The sequence below is a fragment of the Facklamia sp. P12932 genome (assembly GCF_050409545.1).
In the GTDB taxonomy this organism is placed as follows: Bacteria; Bacillota; Bacilli; order Lactobacillales; family Aerococcaceae; genus Facklamia.
Genome location: NZ_JBNUPG010000002.1, coordinates 57,195 through 74,022 on the forward strand (window position 1 = coordinate 57,195; position 16,828 = coordinate 74,022).

The window sequence follows — 16,828 nt, forward strand, 5'->3', positions numbered from 1 at the left end:
AGTATGATGTTTATTAAATTTTATTGGTTTTATACGCTAGAATTATTTACCATTTAATTGAACTTGAGTATTAGCAAGTAAATCTCCCAAATGTCTTTTGTCTTGTCTTAGAAGAGCCATTAACAACAATAGTAGTCCACATGTCATACTTACAATAGACAGCATAATTGATAAGGTATCAAAGTTTGTATATATGCCATGAATTGTAGAAATATGTCCTAACTGCCAGGGTAAAAATTTTATGCCGTTTCTTATTAGGCTGGCTTTAATAGATTTTTCCTTATAAACAAGGGTTAAACCAACTTTTCTTTTTCCGAAACTTCCATCTTTTGAATAGTCTAAATAGGAAAAAATCAGAATGATGGGAATTACTGATGTCAGGATTGAAATGAGTTGAGCTTGTAATTCATTCATTTCAGGTATCCCTTTAAAGAAAAATATATAGACTGACATAGCTATCCCAAATAAAAGCACCAGATACAAAAGAATAAACAGATAATCAAAAAATAATTCCTTCACTCTTTTTCTTATTGGTATTGTATTATTTTTATTGATTATCATAATTTTTTATCCTCTCATATCCCCATAATGTCAAATTCATTGCCCATTAACCTTTTATATTGCTTTTATACCCTCTTTCAATAGAACTATTGGCACAATTACCAAAGCTCCAATTAATGGTAGCCCGTAAGGACTAAACAGGTAGGTTAAAAAGATTCCTTGTATTCCTGTTCTTGTATCTCCTTGTATAAATGCCCAAACTGTTCCTATTAGGACAAGTAGCATTACAAGATACAAAACTCCAGTACCAATTTCTAAAAGCATAGTTAAAAACAATTCGAGTAATGTCAAAATGATTTGAACAGGAAGTAGAATAATCCTGAATAATATTCTTATTATCTTCATCTTAACGCCTCATTTCAAATTTATACTTTCTTCTATATTCTCTCACACTATCCTCCAACACTGATGTGTTCCTTAGAAAAATCTTTCTAAAAAAATCTCTCTAAGCAACACACCAATGTTTTTTTATTTTTGATAGAGCCTTTGAAACCCTTATATCATCGTATCTATTTGCCGTTGTCACAATTATATCATAGAACCCATATTTCAACTATAATAGTAATCAAATTCCATCAAGCACCTCATTTCTTACATAAAAAAAGAGCAGCATTCGAAAGCTACTCTTGTAGAAAGTACAAAACGGGTTTCGTCTCATTATATTTTTCTCTTTGTGTTTCCTCATACCAGTTGCAAAACTACTCTTACATTCATATAGTTTTTTTGGATTTTTTTCACGTATCCTTCTTCATCCTTATCAAAGACAAAATGTCTATAAAACAGCTTGAAATGGAGGATTTCTAAATTTACATCTTTTGTATCAACGCTATAGCCTCCACATGCGTTGTATGCGGAAATTGATCCACCGGCTGAACAGAGACCAATTCATAACCAAAGTCACGTAACCAAACCAAATCCTCTGCTAAACTTTTAGGGAAACAAGAAACATAAACAATCTTATCCGTACCAAATCTTCCAATCGCACGCATGACTTTTCCACCGGCCCCCGAACGGGGAGGGTCTAATAATAATAAGTCAGGTCGTCCCCACTCGGTTTCCAAGCGCTTCAAGCCATTTCTCGCATCACTGGTCATAAAGAAGGTATTGTCTAAGCCGTTATCAATCGCATTGCGAATAGCTGATTGAATCGACTGGTCCACAATCTCAATACCGGCTAAGTCTTTAGCCTTTTCAGCTAGGGGCAAACTAAAAGTTCCCACCCCACAGAAAAGATCTAAGACGCGCATTTGATCATTGACCTGGGCGAATTCCAAGGCTAGTTGTACCAATTTCTCCGCTTGGACAGGATTGGCTTGGAAAAAGGTCTCCGGCCAGATCCGATAGCGAAAGCCATTTAATTCGTCATTAATATAATCGCGCCCATGAAGAATAAACGTTTCGTCGGCTTGAATCCGTTCCGTCGCTTCCTTGTGTAGAATCCATTGTAAACTAACTAATTGATCGAAGCGTTTGCTTAGCCGCTGACTCAAATCATCCACTGCCTCTTGCATTTGACTAGGTGCTTCAGTGGCATAAATCACTACCATCAACTCCCCGGTGACAAAGGATTGACGCAATAAGAGATTTCTCAAAAGACCTTTTTGAGTCTGTTTGTCATAATAGGATAATTGATAATCTTTTTGCCAGTCGGCGACTACTTCTTTTACCCGGACAAATAGTTTAGGAGCAAGCACCGAATCTTTCATATCGATGATTTTGGTGAAGTTACCTTGTTCATGCATACCGATAGCCCCTTCAGCTCCGAAGCTTAACTCCATTTTATTACGATAACGGGTGGGATCATCCATCCCAATAATGGGTCGAACACAAGCCGGATCGAATCCTTGGCTTGCTAAATGGTCCTTTACTTCTTGGGTTTTATAAGCTAACTGAGCTGGATAGGTCATGGAAATTAATGGCGTTCCCCCGGCATTGGCGTCTTTGAGCGGAATATCAAGATTACGATCAGGACTGGCTGCTAATAATGCATCAAACGGTACGACTGCTTGCTTTCTGCCCTTGGCATTAGGTACCGTCACCCGAACTCTATCCCCTGGAACGGCATTGGGTATAAATAATTTCAAGCCCTTTCCATTCGACCCACGGTCTGGCGCATGGACATAACGGGCATAGCCATTTCCTTTATGGTCTAACTCAGTAATTTCAACTTCCAATACTTCAGTCGGAAATATTTCTTTTTTCATTCACTCACTCTTTCTACTCATCATTTCCTTTAACAGCTTTCTGCTTTTTCTTCAACCATTGCGAATAAGAACCAGTGTATAACTTTCCTTCAATGCCTATTTCATCTAAGGCTAATAAATTGCTACAAGCGGTTACGCCCAATCCTCAAGACACCATGAGCTCTTTGTCTTTAAGGTTTTTGAAATGAGCTTATAAACTTTTCTGGGACCTCATATACCCCTTATCATCGTACACCAATTCGTAATAATATGACTTGGCATGCGGAATGTGACTCGCCTCATCATATAGTGGCTCCTCAAGTCCTAAATAGTAGTCATCGCCACTGGCTTGATCATTTCCCAGTGTTACATTTATAAAAAAGCTTTTGGATACTGGCTAAGTTCATCGATTTCAATAAAGCGCTTCATTAAATACCTCTTTTCTTACTACTTTAAGCTAAGTTTTTAAGATTGTTCCTATATTATATCATGAATGAATAGACATTCCTTGGCTACTTCTAAGTCTTGTAGTAGACAATTAAAATAAGACTCCTATCGATAGAAGTCTTATTTTCTATTTAAATGAAATGCTTTAATAATTAAATTTAAAAACCTAACCTTTCCTCTTCCTAAAATCCGTCTTCCTCATAGCCGTTGCTATTGGGATCCATCGCATTGATACTAGCTTGTATAAGAGATTCGCTGCATTTTTTGCAGTAATATTCTTCAAACTCAGGTTCTGAACCTTCCCAGTCAATTTTAGACTTGGAAAACTCTTTCCCGCAATAAGAGCACTGATATTTCTTAGCCATAGCTTTTGCTCCTTATAATCAAAAAATTTATTTTGATTATAAAATATGCCTACTTTCTTGTCTATCAAATTTATTTGTATGACATAAATTTTGATATTTAATTTCCCTAAATAAAAATTAAGAGTCCTTTGATCATTAACAAGGACTCTTAACATAACTTTGTTATAATTTTGATTATTTGCCTATTTCTGCATCATCTAAATTAGAATCATTTCGTTCTCCAATCTCTTCTTTTGCAAAAGGAGCAACTTGTGGCATAGCAGGTAATTCACCATTCATAATATAAGCAAGCTTTACTTGTTTAATCGTAAGATTAAGGTTGGCATAATCTGGATTAGGATTTGGAACGATTACCATGCCTGAAAATATTTGAATACTTGATGGGTTTACCCCATAGTAATTACCTACAAAATTTTTCAATTGTTCCATCGAAATTTCTTTGGTAGTTTCATCTAGTGAAGAAACTTCATTTTCTGAATCTACGCCATCCTTCTGACTAGCAAGTTCTGGCAATGCCTCTTTATTTTCCATCGCTGCTCTTGCTTCAGACTCTATAATTAATACATTCTCTTCTCCAGAAGCTGGCGTCACTATATATCCAAAACCTTTTCCGTACTTAACGGACTTAGCAGCCTTACCATAGTAGTTTTTAATATATTCAATGACCGCTTGATGGCTAACTCCTTTATTAGAAGGAGTTTCTTCAACCACTTCATCCTTTTCTCCTTCAACATTTTCTTTAGTTTCTGGCAAATCATTTGAATCTGTTTCATAGGCTTCTGTTACGTCAATCTCATCGATCACTAAATTAAGATCACCAACTTTGATACGACCATTAAAGATAAACATATCAGATGGCTTAACTTTATAGCGCTGAGCGACATAGACTTTCTTTTCAAAAAGTGGATCTTCTATTGTTTTTACATCTTTTAATGAGACTTGATCATATTTAATTGGTAATTCTATGTCATCTAATGGTATCTCTACTACTTTATAGAACTTCGTTAAAGCATAAATGGTAGCATCTTTACGCCAAACATCAATGTAATACTTATTACGCGATACTTCACTCATTTTAAGCGTAATCAATTGAGTTTGATAGTCTTCTTCCGATGTGAAGTTAGACTGCTTTAATTCTGTTGGAATTTTATCCATATTCGCTGTATGTGAATGATTACCGTGCGGAATAATCACTTCGTTACCGTTGACTTCCAGATCTTCAATGGCTACACCATTTTCCAAAGAAATATAGGCCAACTTGGCTGCAATTTCTTCTGCTGTATATTTACTTTCTTCTGCTGCATTAATGTTTCGCTGATTGATAAAGTCAGCAGCTGCTTTCAATTCACTGTCGTCTAAATCACCAAAAGGAATAAAGTGAGTGTGTCCTTCATGCTCAGCTGTAAGCCCCTTTTTAGAGTAGTTCAAAATACTTTCTGGTGTGAAAACATAGCCATCATCCGTTGTATATGTTTTACCGTCCTTACCCTTAGCTGACTTCTTATAATTTTGAGCTAAGAAATCAACTTTTCCATCTGCTTTTGGTTGATCTGGTTGGCTAGGCTTTTCAGATTGACTTGCTTGGTCTAATTCAGCTGGTTTTTCATTATCTGCTTTATCAACTTGTGGGTCTTTTGGCTTCACAGCGACTGATGGACGTTTGCCTAATTTCATTTCTGCTAATTTAATTTCTAAATCTGATAGACTTGAACGTGGAATAACATGGAAGTGGTCACCATGAGGTAAGACGAAGTCTCCCTCAATCTCATCTGTTACGAGTTCCGGGTCAAAGACCAAACCATCAGATTCAGTATGACGTTGGTTGATTGGCAAAGCATAGAGTTTGGCTAATAGGCGCTGATATTCTGAATTTGTTTGGTTTTTATTACCTTGATCATTTTCAGTTGGCTTATCAGCTATCTTATCAAGGTTTTGAGAAGGTTTTTTATTACTTGGCTGATCAACTTTGTTATCTTCTTTAGCTAAACCAAATTCAGCCAATAAATTACGTTTAATTCCGAATTTCTTTTGAATATAAGCTTGTGTTTGGGCTAATTCTCCTTTGTTTAAGTGAGCAAAAGGAACAAAATGGAAGTGACTACCATGAGCAGCAATTAAACCTGTATCCGTTACCTTAGTAATGGATCCCACTGAAAAGACATAACCATCATCCGTTGTGTAAGGACCTTTATGATTAACAGCTTTGTCATGAATGATCTGATCAACCATTCCTTTATCAGCTGTTTTACTGTTGCCTTGTGAAATTTTTCCACCTGATAGAACAGCGTTTGCAATCATTATTTCTTGAGGCATTAAATCTGACTTTGGAATAAAGTGGAAGTGGTCACCATGGGGAACAATAAAGCCATTGCCTAAATCTTTTATAACGTCATAAGGGTTAAAGATATATCCATCATCCGTTACGTAAGCTCCACTGGAATTGCGGTTACCTGATCCACCCACTTCACCAGCTGCTATGGTGTTAGCTACATCTTTACGCACTCCACCTGCTTGTTTAAAGACCTTTTGACTGCTGGTTACTTGAGCTTCAATATCTTGGAAAGTTCGGATATTATCAGCTTGGGCCCGATCTTCAGGAGCTATGTAAACTTGGTACTGATCTTCTAGCTTTACAATGTATCCATTCTTAATTTCTGCGACCACATCTTCTTGGTCCAATTGATAATCTTCAGGTGTTAAGAGTCTTTCAGAGAAAACAGCCTCTGGATCAAGGTCACCATAGAAAACATGTAAATCAAAAGCGTGATTGGTTACAAACTCTTCTTCGGTTAAATAGACAACAACATGCTCTCCTTCAATCCCTTTTTGATCTGCTACTTCTTCAGGACTGCGTTCTAATTCATAAGTAATAATAGCCTCTTCGCCAAGATCATATTCTTCCATCAAATCATAAATAGCCTTTGCATCGACAGGATCCATACTGTATGACTGTAGTAACACTTCTTCTAAAGAACGAAGATTTTTAGCTTGATCTGGATTTTCTATATAAAGATAATATTGGTCATCTACTAAAATAATTTGCCCTTCATCCGTTTGACTAACAAGATCCTCTTCATTAAATTGATAATCTTCAGGGGCTAAGACTCCCTCTGAAAAAATAGCATCACTAGGAACTGATCCATTGAAATAGTGATAATGATCACCGTGAGAAGTCACATAACCTTCCCTATTGATTTGGACAATAATTTGCTCGCCCGCAATGCCTTCTTCCATTGAAATTTCTTCCATAGTGCGGTTTTCAGTGCTTGAGACATTACTTGGCTTTTCTCCATCGCTACCCTCAATATAATTAATGAATGAATCTTTATCATCTTGAGCGTAGATTGATTTAATTGGTTCATGCCAACTTAAAAGTGTCAATAAAGCGGCGGATGACAAGAGTATTTTAGATGGTTTCATTTATTTCTCTCCTTCTTCTTGCAAAACTTTTAACAGTCTTTGTAAATTATTTTCTAAATTAGCTAGTAAACTTAAATCATTATGGGGATCCGCTTCTAAGGGATCCAAGACTTCTACCTTAGCTCCAGTCTCTTGGGCTATTAATTGTGAAGCTTTATCTGAAATATTCGGCTCGGTAAAAATGGTTTTGACTTGATATTTTTCCACAAACTTTTTCACTTCTTGCAATTGTTTCACACTGGGCTCTTGTCCAGACACACCTGCTATTCCCAACTGTGTTAAGCCAAAGCGTGTGGCTAAATAAGAAAAGGCTGTATGCTGAGTGACAAAAGTCTTTTGCTTGAGCTTTTTAAAAAGTGAGGTGTATTTATCCGTTATAACCTGAGCTTGCGTTCCAATACTTTCTGCTCTTTGCAAATAGTAATCTTTATTATCTCTATCCACTTCCCCTAAGGCTTGAGCAATCAACTTTGCTTCTTCGCCTATTTCAATGGGATCTAACCAGGTATGTGGATCATAAAGGGTTGATTCATCTTTACCCTCCATCAATTCTAGTTTTTCTAGACCCGGCACTTTCTTCATAGCTAATCCATTCGAAGCTTCAATAATAATCACATTAGATTTCTCTTGCTTTTCGACATTGTGCTTAATTTTTTGAGCCCAAGATTCTAAGATATCTGAGTGATAAACAAAGATATCAGCATCATAAATGGCCACCACATCATTAGCCGAAGGCTCAAAACCATGAATACCATTCGCTGAATTAATCATCAAAACAGGGTGTTTATCGCCAACGATTTCCTTGGTTAAGGCATACATTGGATAAAAAGAAGTGACTATTTTTCTTTCTTCTTCTGCTTCAACAGATTGAATTGAAGAAATATTCACTAAAGAGCCAATAATAAGAAAAAGTACTAACCACCATTTTTTTGTTTTTGCTTGATACTTCATACGATCTCCTTTTTTAAATTTATCTGCCTAAAGATAAATAGTAATTGTTATCATTTTCAAAATGAATATTACCGTCTTTCCTTTTTCCTGTCAACAAAAATTTTTGTGTTTTTTTATTTTTCTAAATTTTTGCATAAAAAAAGCCTAATCTTAAAGGATTAAGCTGTCTTAAAATTTTTGTTTAAAGTGAATAGGCATACATAAATTCATCCCGATATCTAAAGCCCTCTTTGGTTGGTAATTTAATACGTGTCTCATTGATAAGCTCGAAATGGAGGTAATCATAAAAACGGTAATTGCAATCCGTATCGGTGATTAAATAAACATTTTCCAAGTCCTGTTCTTTAAAATAATCAAAGACTTCGGTAATTAATTGTCTATAGGCTTGACGTTCACTTTAGAAGACGCGAGTCACTCGTTCGACTTCATCCGGTTGCGCTTGGTTGGATAAGGTGATCAATTTGTCAATAAAGTCTAACTGGAACATTCTAAAAGTCGAATCTGCTTCTTTCATTAAACAAAGAGTCATACCACCAATTTCTCCACCAAGAACGGCAACGCATCCTAATGAGCTGTTCTATAGTGCTTTGTTAAGGGAAATAGCAGATGCTGCCTTTTCAAATTTCTTTGCTTTATAAACCCCTTCGAACCATGCCTCATGGACTAAATCCACTAATTAAGTCATAGCGTCTTCTCTAATTTGTTTAATTTCTAAAGTCATAACCCCTTCCATACTTTTGTTGTGATACTAGTATTCTTATTAACTTAAATTCTTAACTTAAACACTCTAGCAGTCCTGTCAAAGAATGCTGATATTAATCGTTTTCAATCTGTTTTCATTAAAGATATCTACTCAACTATTGTTATTTTTAAAACTCTTAAAAAGCTACTAGAAGTCTAGAGATTTTTAGTAGCTTATTATAAATGTTTATTGATTGATTAGCTTTAAGCGTGCTTGGCGGTATTCTTCCATTAATTTTTGAATAATCGCATCAACACTCTGGCTCTCAGTAATTAAGCCAATTGATTGACCACACATAAGGGATCCTTCCTCGACATCATCTTCATAAACTGCACGCCGCATAGCACCTTCTGCTAATTTCATTAGGTCTTCATCTGAAGCCCCTTCATATTCTAAACGAATATATTTTTCAGTCATTTTATTCGGTAACACACGAACAGGATGTCCTAGACGACGTCCAGTAACCACCGTGGTTGTTTCGTCGGCTTGTAGAACTAAGTTCCTGAACCCTTCTTTGATAGGGCTTTCTTTGGAACTTAGAAAGAGAGAACCCATCTGAACTCCACTAGCCCCTAAGGCTTCCACAGCTAACATACCCGCACCATCAAAAATACCACCGGCTGCCACAATAGGTACATCAACTGAACGAATCACTTGGCGAACTAGAGGCAGGGTTGAAACTTGTCCGATATGACCTCCTGCTTCTTGTCCTTCTGCTATAATTGCATCAACACCTAGCGCTTCCATTTTTTTAGCGATTTTAACATTAGGTATAACTGGCAGTACTTTCACATTAGCTTGATGCAAAGCTGATATAAAATTCTTAGGAGTTCCTGCACCAGTGGTAACCACCGGTACTCCTTCTTCAATAATTACTTCAACCAATTCCTCGATATTCTTCATTTGCAACATTAAGTTAACCGCAAAGGGCTTACGAGTCATTTTTTTAACTTCTTGAATCTGTCTTCTTAACTCATCAGCTGACATACCACCAGATGCTATCACACCTAAGCCTCCTGCTTCAGAGACCGCTCCTACTAATTGATAGCGCGACACATTGGCCATTGCTCCTTGAATAATGGGGTATTCAATCCCCAATAATTGGCAAATTCTATCCATATTTCCACCTCCATAATTATGGCTCTCCCCTTGTGACTAGTTAGATAAAAGTAACTAGAGCCGACAAAATGAGGGGGTCAAATTGTTAGCTCTAGTTTAACAGAAGTAAACTTTTTAGTTATAGCAATTCCTAATAGTCATAGAAGCCTTTGCCAGATTTTTGACCATAATATCCCGCTTCAACCATTCGTTTAAGCAATGGTGCCGGACGGTATTTAGGATCATTGAATCCGTTATAAAGAACGGTCATCACTGATAATAAAGTATCCAAACCAATTAAATCACATAATTGAAGTGGGCCCATAGGATGACCTGCTCCTAATTTCATCCCTGTATCAATGGACTCTTTGCTGGCAATTCCTTCACCCAATACAAAGATGGCCTCATTAAGCATTGGAACTAAGATTCGGTTAACTGCAAATCCTGGTGAGTCATCTGCGATAATCATGGTCTTATTAAAGGCATCGATCACTTCTTGAACGGTTTGAACCGTCTCTTCGCTGCTTTGTAAAGCTGTCACAATTTCAACCAATTTCATAACTGGTACTGGATTAAAGAAGTGCATACCAACTACTTTATCCGGCTTATTAGTTACTGAAGCAATATCTGTTAGTGACAGAGAAGAAGTATTAGTGGCTAAAATAGCTTCCTCAGGTGTGACTTTATCTAACTCTTTAAAAATCTCCAATTTAATTTGACGATTTTCAGTGGCTGCTTCAATCACTAGTTGAACATCTTTAGCATCATCATAAGAAAGAGACTTATGGATTCTTCCTTTAATACTTTCGACTTCTTCAGCCGTCATTCTTTCTTTTTCAACATTTCTTTGCAAGTTTTTATGAATCTTTTCTAATCCGCGATCAATAAATTCTTCTTTAATATCATTTAAGTAAACTTCATAACCAGCCTGGGCAAGGACTTGGGCAATACCATTGCCCATAATACCTGATCCAATGACCATTGTTTTTTGAATTTTCATTTAAACTTCTCCTAATCTCTTTAGACTTAGTCCTTGTAATAGCCGTTTTCTAATAAGATAGATATTCCCATTCCACCGCCGATACAAGCTGATGCAATCGCATAGCGTGTTTCTGGACGGTTCTTGAACTCATAACAAATACTTGTAATCATTCGCGCGCCTGTACATCCTAATGGGTGTCCTAATGCAACAGCCCCTCCGTTTGGATTTAAGCGTTCATATAGCTCTGTTTCAGGGCCATTACCCAATTCTTTCAAGCAGGCTAGAGTTTGGGCTGCAAAAGCTTCGTTAATCTCAAGAATATCGATATCTTCTAAAGTGAAATCATTACGCTCCAAAATTTCTTTAATCGAATTAACTGGTCCTAACCCCATTAAATCTGGCTCACAGCCAGTAACAGAATAATCCATTACTTTAGCCATGATTTCTAAGTTATTAGCCGCGGCATTTTCTTTAGTCGTAAAAATTTCGAAAGCTGCCCCATCATTTAGTCCAGAAGAGTTTCCGGCTGTGACGCTTCCACCCTTAACAAAAGCTGGTCTTAGCTTAGCTAATTTTTCCATACTAGTATCCGGACGTGGGTGACTATCTTTATCAATCACAGTCACATTTCCCTTACGATCAGTTATTTCAACTGGCACAATTTCTTGAGCGAGGCGTCCTGATTCCATGGCTTTTTTGGCCTTGGCTTGACTGTTTAAAGCAAATTCATCTTGCTCTTCACGCGAAATCTTATACATCTTTGCTAAAGTTTCTGCTGTTTGTCCCATATGAATCAAGTCTGGGTACCCATCACCGACTGACCCTGTATGAATCATAGTATTCGCATCAATTAATCGCTGATCACCAGTTTTAAATCCTTGGAAACGCACTTCTTCTGGTAAGAAATAAGGTGCTCTAGATAGAGACTCTGCTCCCCCTGCCGCCACATATTTCTTTTCAGAAGCTTGTAAAAGCTGTACAGCTGAAACAGCTGATTGGATACCAGAACCACACAAACGGTTGACTGTATAACCAGTAGATTCAATCGGTAAACCTGCATTAATGCCGACTACACGACCAATATTACTTGAAGTAGGTGAACCAACCACATGGCCACAGATAACTTCTTCAATTTCTTCTAGGCTGACACCTGCTCTTTTAGCTGCTTCTTTTAAAGCAGTTGTTCCCAAGTCTTGAACACGAACCGTTTTTAAATCGCCCAAGAAGGCTCCTACAGGTGTTCTGGCTGCCCCAACAATAACTACTTCATCTAAATTTTTCTTCATAATTCGCTCCTTATCTCTTGCTTCAGCTTGGTATTTCTAAACAAAGGCCCCTTTACCTGTTAAGTGACGACCGATAATTAATGAGTTGACTTCGTGGGTTCCTTCATAAGAATATGCTGCTTCAGCATCCACGAAGAAGCGTGCCACATCGTGTTCAACAATAATACCGTTACCACCTAATAGCTCACGTCCTAGGGCTACTGTTTCACGCAGACGGTAAGCGTTATTCATTTTAGCAAGTGAAGATTGAACTTCTGCATACTTACCTTTTTCTTGTAGAACAGCTAAACGGTGAGATAGTCCTAATGAAGTCACACAGTTTGCTTGCATTCTGGCTAGTTTTTCTTGAACTAGTTGGAATTCAGAAATTTTCTTACCGAATTGCTCACGCTCTTTAACGTATTTCAAGGTATTAGCTAAAGCTCCAGCATGTAAACCTGTTGCTAAGTGAGCCACATCTGCACGAGTAGTGTATAAGATCTTAGCGACATCTTTAAAGCCATTAATATTTTCTAAACGCGCTTCAGCGTCCACTTCAACATTATTTAATTTAATATGTCCATTTTGGACCATTCTTAAGGCAATCTTTCCATCAATCTTATCGACTGTTAAGCCTTTAGTTCCGCCTGCTACCATGAAACATTTAATCTTGCCATCTTCAACGTCGCGTGCAAAAATTGGTAAAACATCGGCAGTTGCTGCCCCGCCAATCCATTTCTTCTCACCGTTTAAGACCCATTTATTACCTTGTTTCTCAGCAGTTGTTGATAGACCACCGGCAATATCTGATCCGTGAAGAGGTTCAGTTAAACCGAAACATGAATGCCATTCATAAGAGGCCAATTTAGGTGCATAGTAATTAACTTGTTCTTCAGATCCTCCGATTAAAACAGTTGAGTAAGCAAGTCCTCCGTGGACGATAGTGAATGCACCAATTGAAGAATCCATACGGTTTAATTCATAAAGACGGAAAAGATTAAAAATTTCTGAAGTTTTACGTTTATTTTCCCGTCCCTCGAAAAGAGTTGGATGAGTCATCAAACCTAAATCAGTAATTTTCTTAAAAGCTTCCATCGGGAAAAGCTCTTTCTTCCAGTGCTCATCAATAACTGGATAAAGTTCTTTTTCAAGTACTTCACGCAGCTTCATTAGAAAGTTTACTTCATTTTCTGAAAGATCATGCGAGTAACCATAGATATCTTCTGGATATAAATACTGTAATTTTTCAATCTTTGTAGTCATTTTAAAATCAATCCTTTTCTTTTATTTTAATTTTTTATTTTCTAAATAACCAAGCTTGATGGCTTCTTCTCTTAAACCATCACGGAACTTCGGATGCGCCACTTCAATTAAAGCTTGTACTCTTTCTTGAATACTCTTACCTTTAAGGTGGGCTACCCCATATTCTGTAACAACAATTTCAATATCATTTTTTGAGGTTGAAACAGGTGAACCACTATGTAAATGTGGAACAATTCGAGAAATGGTATCATCTTTAGCTGTTGAATATAGACAAACAATTCCCACACCATTGGCAGCAATTCTTGCCCCCACAGCAAAGTCTGATTGACCACCGGTACCAGAATAGTAGAAATCTTCTAATTGTTCAGAGTTACATTGACCCAAGAAGTCAATTTCTAAAGTTGTATTGACTGAGACCAGGTTTTCAATTTTTGCAAGTTCAACAATATTGTTTATGAAGTTAACCGGAAGAATTTCGACATCCTCATTATTATCAATAAAATCATACAAGCGACGATTTCCTAAAGCTAGAGTTGTTGAGAAACGGTGTTTACCGACCGGTTTCTCTTCATTAGTAATAACTTTATTGTTATAAAGATCTACTATTGATGATAGCAACATTTCGGTATGAATCCCTAAGTTTTTCTTATGGCTTAAAGCATTCATAACAGCATTTGGAATTGTTCCAAAGCCGATTTGAATAGTTGAACCGTCCTCAATAATGTCCCCAACATACTCACCAATTTTGCGGTCCTTATCTGATAATTCGATATCCGGTAATTCTACAACATCTTCAGAAGATTCTACAAAAGCAGTTACTTCTGAGATATGAATTCTCATCCCCTCTCCATGTGTATGCGGCATATTTTCATTTACTTCAAGAAACACTTTTTTTGCAAACTCAACCGTGCACGGTGTATAAGCAGCTGTTAAGCCAAATGAAAAGTATCCATCTTCATCCATTGGTGAAGCTTGACTAATCATTACAGGTTCTGGTTCTCTTTGTTTAATAATGGCGGGTATTTCTGAGAAATGAGAAGGAATTAAATCGACATCTGTATTTCTCATAGCCTTACGATCCAAGCCTGATAAGAAAAAAGTAAACTGTTTTAATTGATCTTTAGCTAGATTAACTACCGGTGACATTGATAACATCCGATACAATCGATTCCCTTTAAGTTGCTTAGCATTGTTTAAAGCTTGGGTAATCAATAATGGCTCACTTCCAGCCGCTGCTAGAACGATCCCTTCACCCGGTTCAATCATTGCGACTAACTCTTCAACTGAACGACGTTTTTCATCATAGATCGCTTGATATTGACTCATACTATTCCTCCTAACTTATTTGGCTTTAAAATTAGCTTTTCGCTTTTCAACAAAGGCATTCATACCCTCGATACGATCTTGACTATTAAATAATCCAATCACAATTTCATTTTCTAATAAGAGTCCTTCTTGTAAGCTTGATTGGGAACCTCGATTAATAGCCAGTTTGGCTTTTTTTAAAGCAAGTGGGGCTTGCTGCATTAGTTTGTCAGCTAATTTATCAGCTTCTTCTAATAAGTCTGCTGAAGGAACTAAATAGTCAATCAAACCTAATCGATAAGCTTCTTTACCATCTATCAATTCTCCAGTGAAAACTAATCGTTTTGTTGCACCTAATCCGATTAAACGGACAGCTCTTTGAGTGCCTCCATAGCCTGGCATAATTCCTAAGCCGACTTCAGGAAAACCGATTGTATTTTCAGAACTTCCTATTCTTAAGTCACAAGTTAAAGCGAGTTCCAAACCACCACCTAAGGCATAACCATTAATAGCCCCAATCATTATTTGCTTAAGGCCTGCTAAGCGATTCATTGTATAATTTCCATATTCAATGAATTTCTTAGCCACTTGGTCATCCATCTTCATCATTTCTTTAATATCTCCACCGGCCATAAAGGCTTTACCTTCACCCGTCAAGATAATTACTCGAATACTCTCGTCCTGCTCCATTGCATCCATAAAAGTATTTAGGTCATCCAACATTGCTGAATTAATAGCATTCAGGCTCTTGGGTTGATTGAGGACAAGCTTGGCTATGCCTTTATCAACCGTATAACTTAAAGTCTTTAACTGAGTCATTATTCTCTCCTTCAATCAAAATCACAAAGTAAAACTTGTTAGATAAAAATAATTCACAAACTCAAAATTGACTTTGATCGATCAAATTTAAATACTTACTCCATAAATTATGCAACACAAAATTTGATAAGCGCTTACAAATTGAGTATAGGCAATCATTTAGAGACTTGCAACTTAGAAAAAGAAATCGATTCCATTACATTTACTAATCAGGTAGGATTTTAATTGTGATTTCTCCCACTATTTTTCACAAATTCAACAGTTTTTTTATAAAAATTTTTCACAAAGAGGTCATAAGTGCGATAGCTTTTGATTTAATATGAATTCGTATTAAATTTTATCTATTAAATACTTTGTGTAATCGCCAACTATTTAAATAAAGTTTTGCCTAATTTTTTTCAAAGCAGTTTTGTTAAATTTAAAAAATTATTTAAAAAAAGAGTGGACAGCACAAAAAAAGCATATTTCTAAAATTTAGAAATATGCTTGAAAGATATTTGACTCTTACCCACTAATTACTTGCTGGTCTATATAGTTTTTAATCCAGTCATAAAGTAAGTTATGGCTGGTCGGGTAAGCTTCATATTTTTTTCTTGATAAATAGATATTAAAAGGTAAATCTTTTTTGAATTCGCGATAAATTATTTGATCCGAATTCATTAAATGATAAGTAGATAGAGGAAGAATCGTAATTATTTCATTCCCTTTTACAAGATCAATAAGGTATTCCCAAGAAGAAGAGTGAACGAAAATTTCAGGTTTCATCTGTCTTTGAGCAAATTGATCCATTACCAAACGATTAGTAGAAAATGATTCATTAAAAATGGCAATAGGCATTTGGTTCACTTCATCCCAGGTCACTTTTTTCTTCTTGGCTAAAGGATTGTTAGGATCCATAAAGACAACAAATTTATCGTGAATCAGAACCTGGTCTTGAAATTCCCCTGTCCGTCGAATGGGATCCATCAGAATAGCCAGATCCACATCGCCTTCATCTAACCTTTCATATAAGAACTGACAACCGCCCTCAATAATTTCTAGGTTTACATCCGGATAAGTTTTTCGTAAATCTAAGACGACATTAGTTAGTCTAGTTCTCAATACAATAGAAGGTAGACCGATGCGTACCACATTATTAAGCTTGCGCGACTCATTGTGAATGGTCGTCATCATTCGATCATGAAGACCAATCATTTCTAAAGCATACTTATAATACTTATGACCAATCGGCGTCAGTCCTACCAAGCGACCTCTTTCGCGATAAAAAAGGTCTAAATTATGAGCTTCTTCAAATGAAGAAATTATTTGACTAAGTGCAGATTGGCTAACAAAAAGGTGCTTAGCTGCTCTAGTCATATTGCAATCTGACTGAACAATTTCAACGAAATACTTTAGTTGTCTAATATCCATTCTTTTACCTTTCTCCA

At 36.6% G+C, this 16,828-nt stretch carries 14 protein-coding genes; all 14 read right to left on the reverse strand.

Annotation, left to right across the window (positions count from 1 at the left end):
- Positions 1-42: 42 nt before the first annotated feature.
- The gene (locus ACQV2P_RS01100; protein ID WP_428894510.1) at positions 43-561 is read right to left on the reverse strand and encodes an RDD family protein; all 519 of its coding nucleotides are present in this window, start codon (positions 559-561) and stop codon (positions 43-45) included.
- A gap of 54 nt (positions 562-615) precedes the next feature.
- A complete protein-coding gene (locus ACQV2P_RS01105; RefSeq protein ID WP_428876202.1) occupies positions 616-906 on the reverse strand; it encodes a CD1845 family protein in 291 nt (96 codons plus the stop codon).
- Positions 907-1,367: 461 nt separating this feature from the next.
- Positions 1,368-2,765: a 23S rRNA (uracil(1939)-C(5))-methyltransferase RlmD gene (gene rlmD, locus ACQV2P_RS01110; RefSeq protein ID WP_428894511.1), complete on the reverse strand. Its 1,398-nt coding sequence runs from the start codon at positions 2,763-2,765 to the stop codon at positions 1,368-1,370.
- Positions 2,766-3,373: 608 nt separating this feature from the next.
- Positions 3,374-3,556 carry a hypothetical protein gene (locus ACQV2P_RS01115; protein WP_428873527.1) on the reverse strand — a complete coding sequence of 61 codons (183 nt, stop codon included), beginning with the start codon at positions 3,554-3,556 and terminating at the stop codon, positions 3,374-3,376.
- 174 nt (positions 3,557-3,730) lie between these two features.
- Positions 3,731-6,976 (reverse strand): pneumococcal-type histidine triad protein, encoded by a 3,246-nt coding sequence (locus ACQV2P_RS01120; protein ID WP_428894512.1) that lies wholly within the window; start codon positions 6,974-6,976, stop codon positions 3,731-3,733.
- On the reverse strand, positions 6,977-7,927 hold the full coding sequence (locus ACQV2P_RS01125) for a metal ABC transporter solute-binding protein, Zn/Mn family (protein ID WP_428894513.1): 951 nt from the start codon (positions 7,925-7,927) through the stop codon (positions 6,977-6,979). It lies immediately after the preceding gene.
- Positions 7,928-8,324: 397 nt separating this feature from the next.
- Positions 8,325-8,456, reverse strand: coding sequence for a hypothetical protein (locus ACQV2P_RS01130; protein WP_428875028.1), 132 nt, complete (start codon positions 8,454-8,456; stop codon positions 8,325-8,327).
- A gap of 399 nt (positions 8,457-8,855) precedes the next feature.
- A complete protein-coding gene (locus ACQV2P_RS01135; protein ID WP_428873522.1) occupies positions 8,856-9,788 on the reverse strand; it encodes an NAD(P)H-dependent flavin oxidoreductase in 933 nt (310 codons plus the stop codon).
- A gap of 130 nt (positions 9,789-9,918) precedes the next feature.
- Positions 9,919-10,767, reverse strand: a complete 849-nt coding sequence (locus ACQV2P_RS01140) for a 3-hydroxybutyryl-CoA dehydrogenase (RefSeq protein WP_428875026.1) — start codon at positions 10,765-10,767, stop codon at positions 9,919-9,921.
- A 26-nt stretch (positions 10,768-10,793) separates the two neighbouring features.
- Positions 10,794-12,038, reverse strand: a complete 1,245-nt coding sequence (locus ACQV2P_RS01145; RefSeq protein ID WP_428873553.1) for a thiolase family protein — start codon at positions 12,036-12,038, stop codon at positions 10,794-10,796.
- A gap of 33 nt (positions 12,039-12,071) precedes the next feature.
- On the reverse strand, positions 12,072-13,277 hold the full coding sequence (locus ACQV2P_RS01150; RefSeq protein ID WP_428873520.1) for an acyl-CoA dehydrogenase family protein: 1,206 nt from the start codon (positions 13,275-13,277) through the stop codon (positions 12,072-12,074).
- Positions 13,278-13,298: 21 nt separating this feature from the next.
- On the reverse strand, positions 13,299-14,603 hold the full coding sequence (locus ACQV2P_RS01155) for an acetyl-CoA hydrolase/transferase family protein (protein ID WP_428894514.1): 1,305 nt from the start codon (positions 14,601-14,603) through the stop codon (positions 13,299-13,301).
- 15 nt (positions 14,604-14,618) lie between these two features.
- Positions 14,619-15,401, reverse strand: coding sequence for an enoyl-CoA hydratase/isomerase family protein (locus ACQV2P_RS01160; protein ID WP_428873518.1), 783 nt, complete (start codon positions 15,399-15,401; stop codon positions 14,619-14,621).
- A gap of 504 nt (positions 15,402-15,905) precedes the next feature.
- Positions 15,906-16,811, reverse strand: coding sequence for a LysR family transcriptional regulator (locus tag ACQV2P_RS01165; RefSeq protein ID WP_428873517.1), 906 nt, complete (start codon positions 16,809-16,811; stop codon positions 15,906-15,908).
- Between the last annotated feature and the right edge of the window lie 17 nt (positions 16,812-16,828).

Bases quoted from the DNA above. Each gene is read 5' to 3' on its own strand.
- ACQV2P_RS01100 (WP_428894510.1), bottom strand. From the start codon at position 561: ATGATAATCAATAAAAATAATACAATACCAATAAGAAAAAGAGTGAAG.
- ACQV2P_RS01105 (WP_428876202.1), bottom strand. From the start codon at position 906: ATGAAGATAATAAGAATATTATTCAGGATTATTCTACTTCCTGTTCAA.
- rlmD (WP_428894511.1), bottom strand. From the start codon at position 2,765: ATGAAAAAAGAAATATTTCCGACTGAAGTATTGGAAGTTGAAATTACT.
- ACQV2P_RS01115 (WP_428873527.1), bottom strand. From the start codon at position 3,556: ATGGCTAAGAAATATCAGTGCTCTTATTGCGGGAAAGAGTTTTCCAAG.
- ACQV2P_RS01120 (WP_428894512.1), bottom strand. From the start codon at position 6,976: ATGAAACCATCTAAAATACTCTTGTCATCCGCCGCTTTATTGACACTT.
- ACQV2P_RS01125 (WP_428894513.1), bottom strand. From the start codon at position 7,927: ATGAAGTATCAAGCAAAAACAAAAAAATGGTGGTTAGTACTTTTTCTT.
- ACQV2P_RS01130 (WP_428875028.1), bottom strand. From the start codon at position 8,456: ATGACTCTTTGTTTAATGAAAGAAGCAGATTCGACTTTTAGAATGTTC.
- ACQV2P_RS01135 (WP_428873522.1), bottom strand. From the start codon at position 9,788: ATGGATAGAATTTGCCAATTATTGGGGATTGAATACCCCATTATTCAA.
- ACQV2P_RS01140 (WP_428875026.1), bottom strand. From the start codon at position 10,767: ATGAAAATTCAAAAAACAATGGTCATTGGATCAGGTATTATGGGCAAT.
- ACQV2P_RS01150 (WP_428873520.1), bottom strand. From the start codon at position 13,277: ATGACTACAAAGATTGAAAAATTACAGTATTTATATCCAGAAGATATC.
- ACQV2P_RS01155 (WP_428894514.1), bottom strand. From the start codon at position 14,603: ATGAGTCAATATCAAGCGATCTATGATGAAAAACGTCGTTCAGTTGAA.
- ACQV2P_RS01160 (WP_428873518.1), bottom strand. From the start codon at position 15,401: ATGACTCAGTTAAAGACTTTAAGTTATACGGTTGATAAAGGCATAGCC.
- ACQV2P_RS01165 (WP_428873517.1), bottom strand. From the start codon at position 16,811: ATGGATATTAGACAACTAAAGTATTTCGTTGAAATTGTTCAGTCAGAT.